The organism is Mycolicibacterium baixiangningiae (genome assembly GCF_016313185.1).
GTDB lineage: Bacteria > Actinomycetota > Actinomycetes > Mycobacteriales > Mycobacteriaceae > Mycobacterium > Mycobacterium baixiangningiae.
In genome coordinates this window covers 393,853-405,216 of record NZ_CP066218.1, presented here as the reverse complement: position 1 = coordinate 405,216, position 11,364 = coordinate 393,853, and the positions used below count along the sequence as shown (strand labels likewise).

The window sequence follows — 11,364 nt, the reverse complement described above, 5'->3', positions numbered from 1 at the left end:
GGGCGTGCTTACGTGGCCGACATGGAGCGCAACCGTGACGCCTTGGACAGCGTCGTCGCGCAGGCGCGCAGTCACGCACTGGGTGACATCCCCCGGAGGTCGGCCCGCAGACAGCCGGACAAGACGGCGATCGTCGACGGTGAGGTGGTTCTCACCTTCGCCGAGTTCGAACACCTCGTGGACCGGACCGCTGCGGCATTGCAGGACAACGGGTTCCGAACGGGCGATCGCCTCGCGCTGCTGTCCCACAACTGCTGGCAGTACGCCGTCCTCGCGTTCGCCACCGCGCGCGCCGGGGTGGTGCTGGTGCCGATCAACTTCATGCTCACCGCCGAGGAGATCGCCTATCTGCTGGCACACAGCAAGGTCCGCGGCATCGTCGTCGAAGCCGAACTGACACCGACGGCCGATGAGGCCATCTGCCTCGCACGCGAACAGGGCGCACCGGTGACGACGAGAGTCGCGCTCGTACCGGCCGGAGCCACGCCCCCACCTGGTTGGGACGACTTCGCCCGGTGGCCGGCCACCGACACCGCCGCACCCAGGCCCCACATCGACGACGACCAGCTGCTGCGCCTCATGTACACCAGCGGCACGGAATCACGCCCGAAGGCGGTGATGCACACCAGCCGCAGTCTGATGTGGCAGTACGTCAGCACCATCGTGGCGGGGTCCATGGCCGCCGACGACGTCGAGATCCACTCCCTGCCGCTCTACCACTGTGCGCAGCTGGACAACTTCCTCGCCACCGACGTCTACCTCGGCGCGACGAGCATCATCCTCCCGCGACCGGACCCCGAGTCGGTCCTGCGCACCATCGCACGCTACGGCGCCACCAATTACTTTGCACCGCCCACAGTCTGGATCAGCCTGCTGCGCTCCCCGGTCTTCGACGAGGTCGACCTCTCCAGCCTGCGCAAGGGTTATTACGGCGCCTCGGCGATGCCGACGGAGATCCTCGCCGAGATCCGGGACCGCCTGCCGAATCTGCGGCTGTGGAACTTCTACGGCCAGACCGAGATGGCCCCTCTGGCCTCGGCGCTGGGACCCGACGAACAGGACGCACACGCCGGATCGGCCGGGCGCCCGGTGGTCAACGTGGAGACCGTGATCCTCGGCGAGGACGACGAACCCGTGGCGGCGGGAGTGGTGGGCGAGATAGCCCATCGCAGTCCGCATTTGATGCTCGGCTACCTCGACGACCCGGTGAAGACCGCAGAAGCGTTCCGCGGCGGATGGTTCCACTCCGGCGACCTCGGATACTACGACGCACACGGACTGCTGCACGTCGTCGACCGCAAGAAGGACATGATCAAGACCGGCGGCGAGAACGTCGCCAGCCGGGAGGTCGAGGAAGTCCTGTACCGGCACGGCGGTGTCCAGGAGGCCGCGGTGTTCGGACTGTCCCACCCGGTGTGGGTGGAGACGGTGGTGGCCGCGGTGGTGCCCCGCGCCGGTGTCACCCTCACCGAGGACGACATCACCGCGCACTGCCGGCGACATCTCGCCGGATACAAGACACCGAAGCAGGTCTTCTTCGTCGACTGCCTGCCGAAGAACCCGAGCGGCAAGCTCCTCAAACGCGCTCTGCGCGAGCGATTCAGCGCCGAATCGCTCAGTCACTGAAAGGAACACCTTTGTGTTCGAAGGACGGATCGCTCGTTTCGACGCGCCCGGCACACCGTTCGTGATCGAGACCGTCACGCTGCCCGAGGTCGGACCCGGCGAGATCCTTGTCAAGGTGACCCGCACCAACATCTGCGGATCGGATCTGCACGCCTGGCACGGCACGTTCGCGACCCGCGGGCTCGGTGGCCAACTCCCCACCGTCCTCGGCCACGAGATGGTGGGGGCGGTCGCCGCGCTCGGCGACGGCGTCGACACCGATTCCAACGGCAAACCGCTCACCGAGGGCACCCGCGTGGTGTTCCCCTACTTCTTCTCGTGCCACCGCTGCCGAAACTGCCTGATGGGGCGGCGCAACGCCTGCCTGAACCTGACGATGGCGATGCTCGGCCGCGCCGACCAACCGCCCTACTTCGTCGGTGGTTACGCCGACTACTTCCTGCTACCCGCAGGCGCGGTCGTGTACACCGTGCCCGACACCGTCTCCGACGACATCGCCTCCGGCGCGAATTGCGCTCTCTCACAGGTCATGTACGGACTCGACCGGGTCGACCTGCAACTCGGCGAGATCGTGGTGGTGCAGGGTGCCGGTGCGCTCGGCCTCTACGCGGTCGCGGTGGCCAAGGCCCGCGGCGCCGACACGGTCATCGCGATCGACGGGGTACCCGACCGCCTCGAGTTGGCCACGGCATTCGGCGCGGATGCGGTGATCGACATCAACGAGGCGGCGACGGTGAAGGACCGCGCGAAGATCGTGCGCGAGCTGACCGGCGGTCACGGCGCCGATGTGGTGGTCGAGGTCGTCGGTCACCCGTCCGCCATCGACGAGGGCCTCAAACTGCTCGGTCAGTTCGGCCGCTACGCCGAGATCGGCAACATCAACATCGGTAAGACCTTCGAATTCGACCCGTCCCGGTTCGTCTTCGGCAACAAGACGATGGTCGGTGTCTCCCTGTACGAGCCGTCCGTCCTGTCGCGAGCGCTGACCTTCCTCGAACGGCACCGGGACCACCTGCCGCTGGACCGTCTGGCCGCCGCCCAGTATCCGCTCGACGACATCAACGAGGCGTTCGCCGCCGCCGAGGGCAAGCGCGATGTCCGCGCGAGCATCGTGCCCTGACACAGGAGGACATTCATGCACGAGTACGACCGGAAGAACTTGTTCATCGACGGACAGTGGGTGGCTCCTGGCGGTACCGACACGATCGAGGTGATCGATCCCGCGACGGAGACGGTGATCGGATCCGTCCCCGACGGCACGGCGTCCGATGTCGACGCCGCGGTGGCCGCAGCACGCCGCGCATTCGACCCGCTGATCACCGTGGCCGAGCGCCGGGACCGCCTGGCTCGCGTGATCACCGCCATGGAGAAGCGCCTGCCGGACATCGCCGAGACCATCACCCGGGAGTTGGGTGCCCCGGTGCGGATCGCCCAGGGCGTGCAGACCCAGGTCCCGCTGGCCGTGGCCCGTGGATTCGCCGATGTCCTCGAGACCTTCGAATTCGAAGAGCGCGTCGATAATTCGCTGATCCTGCGGGAACCCTATGGCGTCGTCGCAGCCATCACGCCGTGGAACTACCCGCTGTACCAGGTGGTCGCCAAAGTGCTGCCTGCGATCGCGGCGGGCTGCCCGGTTGTGCTCAAACCGAGCAACGAGGCGCCGCTGTCGGTGTTCGAACTCATCGAGGCGGTCGACGAGGCCGGGTTGCCACCCGGGGTGGTCAACCTCGTCTCCGGCAGCGGCCGGGTGGTGGGCGAACGGATGGCCGAGCATCCGGATGTGGACCTCGTCTCCTTCACCGGGTCCACGGCCGTCGGCCGGCGGGTCGCGGAGCTCGCCGCGCAGTCGGTGACGAAGGTCGCCCTCGAGCTGGGCGGGAAATCGGCCAACGTGATCCTGGACGGCGGTGACCTGGCGACCGCGGTGAAGGTCGGCGTCGGCAACGCGTTCCTCAACAGCGGCCAGACGTGCATGGCGTGGACGCGGATGCTGGTGCCCGAGAACCGCTACGCAGAGGCGCTCGGGCTCATCGAGGCGGCGGCCGCCCGATACACCGTGGGCGACCCGTTCGACCCGGCCACCCGCATCGGCCCGTCGGCCTCGGCGTCCCAGTTCGCCACGGTGCGCGGCTTCATCGAGCGTGCTCAGCGGGATGGTGCCCGGCTGGTCATCGGTGGCGCGGAGAAGATCCGCGACGTCGGCTACTACGTCGCACCCACTGTCTTCGCCGACGTGGACCCGGACTCCGAGCTCGGCCAGGAGGAGGTCTTCGGTCCCGTGCTCGCGGTGATCCCGTACCGCGACGAGGACGACGCCCTCCGGATCGCCAACGGCACCGCGTACGGGCTTTCCGGTGCGGTGTGGGCCGAGAATCTCGATCGTGCCGTCGCCTTCGCGCGCCGTGTGCAGACCGGCCAACTCGACCTCAACGGCGGGTCGTACAACCCGCTGGCGCCCTTCGGCGGGTACAAGAAGTCCGGCATCGGCCGCGAACTCGGCCGGGCAGGTTTCGAGGAGTTCCTGCAGACCAAGTCTCTCCAACTACCGGTCCCTCCAACTGCCCGCGTGACCGTGTTCCGCTGACCGGGCGGGCCGGGTGTCGGTGAGCTCACGCGGCGGTTGACTGACCGGCATGAGCAACGACATCGCGCTGACTGAACTGCAGGAGTTCATCGCCGGCTTCTGGTACCACTACGACGAGGCCCACTACGACGAGATGGCCGCCGCCTACTCCGACGACATCCGCTACGTCAGTCGCAGTGAGTCAGGCGCCAGCCCCTTCGAGGAACTGATGTCGCCGGAGCTCGTCGGGCGCGACACGGTCATGGAGTGGCTGTCCGAGCACCGCAAGCAGAGCCCGTACCCGTTGCGGCACCACGCCACCAACCTGCACCGCACCGGAACCGACGATGAGGTCACCCGGGCGCGCTTCTACATCTTCGTCAACCAGATCGCGAATTTTGTGCCGTTCGCGGTGTCCAGCGGCGTGGCCGAGGTCACTGTGCGGCGCGGCGAACGCGGGCTGGAGTTCACCGAGATGGAGGTCATTCTCGACACCACGAATTCGGCTCTGCTCTCCGAACTCTCGGCCGACACCGCCACCGCGGGCGCCTAGGTCGTGGACGCCCGGGAAGCCTTCTCCGGCGGTGTCGCGGTCATCACCGGTGCCGGCGCGGGTATCGGTGCCGGACTGGCACGCCGGGCCGCCCACCTCGGGATGACGGTGGTGCTCGCCGACATCGACGCCGCCGCGATCGCGGCTCTGCGCGACGAACTGTGCCAACAGGGTGCCCAAGCCCTTGACATCTGCTGCGACGTGCGGGATTTCGCTGCCGTCGACGATCTGGCGAAGCAGGTCCGACGCGACGTCGGCCCTGTGCGTCTGCTCGTGAACAACGCCGGTGTCGAACAGTTCGGTTATCTGTGGGACACCCCGGTCGCGAACTGGCAGCGCGTCGTCGACATCAACGTCAGCGGCGTCTTCCACGGCGTTCGGGCGTTTCTGCCGATGATGATCGATGCCGGGACGCCGGCGTGGGTGTGGAACCTCAGCTCGATCGGTGGCGTCGCCGTCGTCCCCCTGCAGGCGCCCTACATCATGAGCAAGCACGCCGTGCTCGCCCTGACGGAATGTCTTGCGCTGGAGGTGCAACACGCCGGGCACGACCACATCCACGTGCAGGCGGTGCTGCCCGGCGCCGTCGCGTCGAACATCTTCGAATCAGCCGGCGGCGTCACCGACGGGGACGTCGACGCGGCCGAGTCCCAGCGCCACGCGATGCTGGACATCAAGGCCGCTGCGATGGACCCGCTTGCCGCCGCCGAGGTGGTGTTCGACCAGGCCGCCGAAGGACGGTTCTACCTGCTGACCCAACCGGAGTACGTGGGGTCCGCGATGGCCGAACGCGCGGACGTGCTGCGCACACAACGGGCGCCGGCGCTGCGGACCGCACCGCGGTTCGACCCCGCCCAGCACTAGGCCCGCCATGACCATCCCCTCCCTGGACCCCGATGCCGCCGCGCGCGTCGCGTCCTTCGGCGTGATACCACCGATGCGGCAGCGGGGTCTCGACGCGGTGCGGCACGCCGTCGACGCCACGCCGCACCCCGAGGACATGCCGGCGATGGCGGGCGTCGAGGACCGAACGGTTCCGGGCCCGGCGGGCGCGATTCCGCTGCGGATCTATCGTCCGGCCGAGGACGATCAGGCTCCGGTGGTCGTCTATTTCCACGGCGGCGGAATGGTCATGGGGTCCAACCGCGCCTTCGAGCCGCTCGCGCGGGCGCTGGCTGCCGCGAGCGGCGCGACGATCGTCTCCGTCGACTACCGTCTGGCTCCCGAGGCACCGGCCCCTGCGCAGTTCGACGACGCCTACGCCGCCACCGCGTGGGTCGCCGACAACGCCGACACGCTGCGGGTCGACGCGCACCGACTGGCGGTCGCCGGCGACAGCGCGGGTGGATCGCTGGCGGCCGCAGTGGCATTGGCCGCCCGCGACCGTGGCGGTCCCGCGATCTTCTGCCAGGTGCTGATGTATCCCGGCCTGGACCGCGATATGACCTGCGCGTCGATGCGACTTCTGACCGATGCGCCGATGCTGAACCGCGACGACATCGACTACATGCACGAACTGGCCGATCGCGGGGTCACCACAACGCCGGACGCATACCGGTTTCCAGCTCTCGCAACAGATCTCACCGCGCTGCCGCCGGCCATCGTCGTGACCGCCGGATGCGACCCGATCCGCGACTGGGGTGACCGGTACGCCGGGCGGCTGCGTGAGGCCGGCGTGCAGACCACCCAGACCCGTTATCCCGGTGCCTATCACGGCTTCCTGATGCGCTCGGATGCGACGGCGCGGGGCCGGCTGGCCATCGCGGAGACAGGTGCCTTGCTGCGAGCCAAATTCGCACACCCGCTTCATTTCTGAACTGGGGCGTCCGCGTCATCAGCGGTCAGATCGTTGTACACCTCCCACCACGTCGCCTCGTAGGCCACCGGTGTCAGTGTCCCTTCTCGCCGTTCGATATCCGCGGCTGCAAGTCGCTGGGCGAGGCGCTGCAGGTGGCGCGCCTCTTGATGCGCGGCGGGGTGGTAGAAGCCGACGGTGACCGACGCGATAGCGGTCCGCACGCGACGACGCGCGTCACCGACCAGAAGGAGCGCGGCGACGCCGGTGCCGAGGAACACGGCGGCGGAGACGAACAACGAGATCACCGGCGGGACCACCGAAACGGAGGTGATCATCGTCACGGCCCAGAGCAAGCCCCCCCATGCCGGCCACCCGCGCCATGCGCGGAGTAGGCGCCGCTCGCGGGCGCTGATACCGGGCGGGTAGACGGTTAGCCGAAACCTTGTCGTGCCGAAGCGATCCGGCCAGATGTCGAATGCGCCCCACGGTGCATCGCCGTCGGCCAGTCGGTGCCAGGCCCGTGTGAGCAGGGTGCGTCGAGAAGTGATCCCATCCATGGGTACCGGTCTAATCGCTGGTGGCGGTGCGACCGCCGGTTCCTACGGGACCTTTACGGCGAGCCGTCGATTCTTTACGGCATGCTGCCGGCGAACGACCCGGCTGGTGTCGAGGGTGCCGGGTACCGATCTTGACGCGGCGCCAGGCCCGGTCAGCTCGTCCGAATCGATTCCCGTAAAGGAACCCCCCGGGGGCGTCAACAAACCGTCAAGACCCAGCTTCCGGCTGCAAAGCGGGTCTAGCTTCGGCTAGTCCGATATCGAGTTGAACGGGAGTCATGGTGTCCGTAGTGGTCTACCTGGTGCTGACGGTGGCGATCTTCGCCCTGTTCGGCCTGGTCCAGAAGATGGTCGAGCGATTATGAGCGCCGCCAACGGCATCGGCCTTGGACTGGCGATTCTGATCGCGCTGTTCATGGCCGCCGCGCTGCTGTTCCCGGAGAGGTTCTAGTGACATCGACCATGTCGGGGATCGTCTTCCTCGCCTCCCTCATCGCCGTGATCGCGGCCCTTCACGTGCCGCTGGGCGACTACATGTACCGGGTCTACTCGTCCGACAGGCACTTACGTGCCGAGCGGATGGTGTACCGGTTGATCGGCGCTGACCCCAGGGCCGAGCAGACCTGGGGCGGTTACGCCCGCGCAGTGCTGGCCTTCTCGGCGGTCAGCGTCCTATTCCTGTTCGTGTTCCAACTGGTGCAGGGCAAGCTGCCGCTGCACCTGAACGAGCCGGGCACCGAGATGACACCGGCGCTGGCGTGGAACACCGCGGTCAGCTTCGTGACCAACACCAACTGGCAGGCCTACTCGGGTGAGTCCACCCAGGGCCACCTGGTGCAGATGGCCGGTCTGGCCGTGCAGAACTTCGTCTCCGCCGCGGTCGGGATGGCCGTCGCCATGGCCTTCGTGCGTGGTCTGGCCCGACGCAGCACCGGCGAACTCGGCAACTTCTGGGTGGATCTGGTCCGCGGGTCCCTCCGTGTGCTGCTGCCGATCTCGATCATCGGCGCACTCGTACTCGTCGCGGCCGGGGTCATCCAGAACTTCGGCCTGCACGACCAGGTCGTCAACACCCTCGCCGGCGCGCAACAGACCGTGCCGGGCGGCCCGGTGGCCAGCCAGGAGGCCATCAAAGAACTCGGCACGAACGGCGGCGGTTTCTTCAACGCCAACTCGGCGCACCCGTTCGAGAACCCCAACTCCTTCACCAACTGGTTCGAGATCTTCCTGATCCTGCTGATCCCGTTCTCGTTGCCTCGCACGTTCGGCCGGATGGTCGGCAGCCGTAAACAGGGACTGGCGATCACCGCGGTGATGGCCGTGATCGCGCTCACCAGCGTGAGCCTGACGATGTTCTTCCAGTTGCAGGCGCACGGCACGGTCCCGACCGCGGTCGGTGGGGCGATGGAAGGTGTCGAACAACGCTTCGGCGTCGCGAACTCGGCGGTCTTCGCGGCCGCCACCACCCTGACGTCCACCGGTGCGGTCGATTCGTTCCACGACTCCTACACCAGCCTCGGCGGCATGATGACGATGTTCAACATGCAGCTCGGCGAGGTCGCCCCCGGCGGCGTCGGATCGGGCCTCTACGGCATGCTCGTGCTGGCCATCATCACCGTGTTCGTCGCCGGATTGATGGTCGGCCGCACCCCGGAGTACCTCGGCAAGAAGATCACTCCCCGTGAGATCAAGCTGGCCGCAGCGTATTTCCTGGTGACGCCGCTCATCGTGTTGACCGGCACCGCCATCGCGATGGCCATGCCCGGGCAACGCGCGGGGATGCTCAACACCGGCCCACACGGCCTGTCGGAAGTGCTCTACGCGTTCACCTCGGCGGCCAACAACAACGGATCGGCATTCGCCGGCATCACGGTCAACACCGAGTGGTACAACACCGCACTGGGTCTGGCAATGCTGTTCGGACGATTCCTGCCGATCATCCTGGTGCTCGCCCTGGCCGGATCGCTGGCCAGACAAGCGAAGACGCCGGCCTCGGTCGGCACCCTGCCGACGCACCGGCCACAGTTCGTCGGCATGGTCGCCGGCGTCACGCTGATCCTGGTCGCGCTGACCTTCCTGCCCATGCTCGCGCTGGGCCCGCTCGCCGAAGGAATCCACTGATGTCCACTCCCACAATCGCTCCGGTGTCATCACCCGCGCCGGCGAGCACCGCCCCCAAACGCATCGAGGGTGGGCTGCTCGACCCGACGATGCTCTGGCGTTCACTGCCCCAGGCGCTGAGCAAACTCGACCCCCGCACGCTGTGGCACAACCCGGTCATGCTGATCGTCGAGATCGGTGCGGTGTGGAGCACCGTGCTCGCGGTCGCCGACCCCAGCTGGTTCAGCTGGCTCATCGTGGCCTGGCTGTGGTTGACGGTGGTCTTCGCCAACCTCGCCGAAGCCGTCGCCGAAGGGCGGGGGAAAGCCCAGGCCGAAAGTCTGCGGAAGACCAAGGCGTCGACAACCGCGCGCCGCCTCACCGGTTGGTCACCGAACACACCGGGGCGCGAAGAAGAGGTCGCCGCACCCCTGCTACGGCAGGGCGACATCGTCGTGGTGGAGGCCGGCCAGGTCATCCCCGGTGACGGTGACGTGATGGAAGGCATTGCCTCGGTGGACGAATCGGCGATCACCGGTGAATCCGCGCCGGTGATCCGGGAGTCGGGCGGTGATCGGTCGGCGGTCACCGGCGGCACCACGGTGCTGTCGGACCGCATCGTCGTGAAGATCACCCAGAAGCCGGGAGACAGCTTCATCGACCGGATGATCTCCCTCGTCGAAGGCGCCAACCGGCAGAAGACCCCCAACGAGATCGCGCTGAACATCCTGCTGTCGGCGCTGACGATCATCTTCGTGTTCGCGGTGGCGACACTGCAGCCGTTGGCCATCTTCTCCAAGGCGAACAATCCGGGCGTCCCGGACACGCTGGCGCTCGACGGTAACGGCGTCACCGGGATCGTGATGGTCGCGCTGCTGGTGTGCCTGATCCCGACCACCATCGGCGCCCTGCTCTCGGCGATCGGCATCGCCGGCATGGACCGGCTGGTGCAGCGCAACGTGCTGGCCATGTCGGGCCGGGCGGTCGAGGCGGCCGGTGACGTCAACACGCTGCTGCTCGACAAGACCGGCACCATCACACTCGGGAACCGCCAGGCCTCGGCATTCGTCCCGCTTGACGGAGTCACCGACGACCAGCTCGCCGATGCGGCGCAGCTGTCGAGCCTGGCCGACGAGACCCCCGAGGGCCGCTCGATCGTCGTCTTCGCCAAACAGGAGTACGGGCTGCGGGCTCGCACCCCCGGTGAACTCGCCAACGCCCGCTGGGTCGAATTCACCGCCACCACAAGGATGTCCGGCGTCGATCTGAACGGACTACAGCTCCGCAAGGGCGCCGCCGGATCGGTCGCCGAGTGGATTCGCGCACAGGGCGGTACCGTCTCGACCCAACTCGGCGACATCGTCAACGATGTCTCCGCAGCCGGCGGCACCCCGCTGGTCGTCGGGCAGGTACGCGACGGCAAAGCGGCGGTGCTGGGCGTCATCCACCTCAAGGACGTCGTCAAACAGGGCATGCGCGAACGTTTCGACGAGATGCGTCGGATGGGCATCCGCACGGTGATGATCACCGGCGACAACCCGTTGACCGCGAAGGCCATCGCCGACGAGGCGGGTGTCGACGACTTCCTCGCCGAAGCCACGCCCGAGGACAAGATGGCGCTGATCAAGAAGGAGCAGGCCGGCGGAAAGCTCGTCGCCATGACCGGTGACGGCACCAACGACGCGCCCGCCCTGGCCCAGGCCGATGTCGGCGTCGCGATGAACAGCGGCACGTCGGCGGCCAAAGAGGCCGGCAACATGGTCGATCTCGACTCGGACCCGACCAAGCTGATCGAGATCGTCGAGATCGGCAAGCAGTTGCTCATCACCCGTGGGGCGTTGACGACCTTCTCGATCGCCAACGACATCGCCAAGTACTTCGCCATCATCCCGGCGCTGTTCGTCGGCCTGTTCCCCGGACTCGACCTGCTCAACGTCATGCGGTTGCACAGCCCGCAGTCCGCGATCCTGTCCGCCGTCATCTTCAACGCGGTCGTCATCGTGGCGCTGATCCCACTGGCACTGCGCGGTGTGCGCTACACGCCGAGCAGCGCGTCGAAGCTGTTGAGCCGCAACCTGTGCGTCTACGGTCTCGGCGGAATCATCGCACCGTTCATCGGGATCAAACTCATCGATCTCGTCGTCCAACTCTTCCCAGGAATGTGACC

10 protein-coding genes are annotated in these 11,364 nt (G+C 67.4%); 9 read left to right on the top strand and 1 reads right to left on the bottom strand.

What is annotated here, in order from left to right; all coding sequences use genetic code 11:
* Positions 1 to 21 precede the first annotated feature (21 nt).
* Genes I7X18_RS01910 through I7X18_RS01885 form a run of 6 tightly spaced genes read left to right on the top strand, consistent with a single transcriptional unit; the run spans position 22 to position 6,558 of the window.
* Positions 22 to 1,626 (top strand): acyl-CoA synthetase, encoded by a 1,605-nt coding sequence (locus I7X18_RS01910; protein WP_193044817.1) that lies wholly within the window; start codon positions 22 to 24, stop codon positions 1,624 to 1,626.
* Positions 1,627 to 1,639: 13 nt separating this feature from the next.
* Complete coding sequence (locus I7X18_RS01905; protein ID WP_193044818.1) at positions 1,640 to 2,746, top strand: zinc-binding dehydrogenase; 1,107 nt, start codon at positions 1,640 to 1,642, stop codon at positions 2,744 to 2,746.
* A gap of 15 nt (positions 2,747 to 2,761) precedes the next feature.
* The gene (locus I7X18_RS01900) at positions 2,762 to 4,210 is read left to right on the top strand and encodes an aldehyde dehydrogenase family protein (protein WP_193044819.1); all 1,449 of its coding nucleotides are present in this window, start codon (positions 2,762 to 2,764) and stop codon (positions 4,208 to 4,210) included.
* Between the two features lie 49 nt (positions 4,211 to 4,259).
* Complete coding sequence (locus I7X18_RS01895; protein ID WP_193044820.1) at positions 4,260 to 4,742, top strand: nuclear transport factor 2 family protein; 483 nt, start codon at positions 4,260 to 4,262, stop codon at positions 4,740 to 4,742.
* Positions 4,743 to 4,745: 3 nt separating this feature from the next.
* Positions 4,746 to 5,606, top strand: a complete 861-nt coding sequence (locus I7X18_RS01890; RefSeq protein ID WP_193044821.1) for an SDR family NAD(P)-dependent oxidoreductase — start codon at positions 4,746 to 4,748, stop codon at positions 5,604 to 5,606.
* A 7-nt stretch (positions 5,607 to 5,613) separates the two neighbouring features.
* Positions 5,614 to 6,558: an alpha/beta hydrolase gene (locus tag I7X18_RS01885; protein ID WP_193044822.1), complete on the top strand. Its 945-nt coding sequence runs from the start codon at positions 5,614 to 5,616 to the stop codon at positions 6,556 to 6,558.
* Here I7X18_RS01885 and I7X18_RS29915 read toward each other — a convergent pair.
* Positions 6,549 to 7,097 carry a DUF6611 family protein gene (locus I7X18_RS29915; protein WP_319017971.1) on the bottom strand — a complete coding sequence of 183 codons (549 nt, stop codon included), beginning with the start codon at positions 7,095 to 7,097 and terminating at the stop codon, positions 6,549 to 6,551. The genes I7X18_RS01885 and I7X18_RS29915 overlap by 10 nt on opposite strands.
* Positions 7,098 to 7,458: 361 nt before the next feature.
* Here I7X18_RS29915 and I7X18_RS29440 point away from each other — a divergent pair, with 361 nt between their 5' ends.
* From I7X18_RS29440 to kdpB, 3 genes are read left to right on the top strand one after another with little or no spacing between them, the layout of a single operon-like run.
* Entirely contained in the window at positions 7,459 to 7,548 is a 90-nt protein-coding gene (locus I7X18_RS29440; protein ID WP_134058035.1) for a potassium-transporting ATPase subunit F, read from the top strand.
* An 11-nt stretch (positions 7,549 to 7,559) separates the two neighbouring features.
* Positions 7,560 to 9,218 carry a potassium-transporting ATPase subunit KdpA gene (gene kdpA, locus I7X18_RS01870; RefSeq protein WP_226863227.1) on the top strand — a complete coding sequence of 553 codons (1,659 nt, stop codon included), beginning with the start codon at positions 7,560 to 7,562 and terminating at the stop codon, positions 9,216 to 9,218.
* Positions 9,218 to 11,362, top strand: a complete 2,145-nt coding sequence (kdpB, locus tag I7X18_RS01865) for a potassium-transporting ATPase subunit KdpB (RefSeq protein WP_193044825.1) — start codon at positions 9,218 to 9,220, stop codon at positions 11,360 to 11,362. The genes kdpA and kdpB overlap by 1 nt, the downstream gene beginning before the upstream one ends.
* The last annotated feature ends 2 nt before the right edge of the window (positions 11,363 to 11,364 follow it).

Excerpts from the sequence above, each read along its gene's own strand:
- I7X18_RS01910 (WP_193044817.1), top strand. The coding sequence starts at position 22 with ATGGAGCGCAACCGTGACGCCTTGGACAGCGTCGTCGCGCAGGCGCGC.
- I7X18_RS01900 (WP_193044819.1), top strand. The coding sequence starts at position 2,762 with ATGCACGAGTACGACCGGAAGAACTTGTTCATCGACGGACAGTGGGTG.
- I7X18_RS01895 (WP_193044820.1), top strand. The coding sequence starts at position 4,260 with ATGAGCAACGACATCGCGCTGACTGAACTGCAGGAGTTCATCGCCGGC.
- I7X18_RS01885 (WP_193044822.1), top strand. The coding sequence starts at position 5,614 with ATGACCATCCCCTCCCTGGACCCCGATGCCGCCGCGCGCGTCGCGTCC.
- I7X18_RS29915 (WP_319017971.1), bottom strand. The coding sequence starts at position 7,097 with ATGGATGGGATCACTTCTCGACGCACCCTGCTCACACGGGCCTGGCAC.
- I7X18_RS29440 (WP_134058035.1), top strand. The coding sequence starts at position 7,459 with ATGAGCGCCGCCAACGGCATCGGCCTTGGACTGGCGATTCTGATCGCG.
- kdpA (WP_226863227.1), top strand. The coding sequence starts at position 7,560 with ATGTCGGGGATCGTCTTCCTCGCCTCCCTCATCGCCGTGATCGCGGCC.
- kdpB (WP_193044825.1), top strand. The coding sequence starts at position 9,218 with ATGTCCACTCCCACAATCGCTCCGGTGTCATCACCCGCGCCGGCGAGC.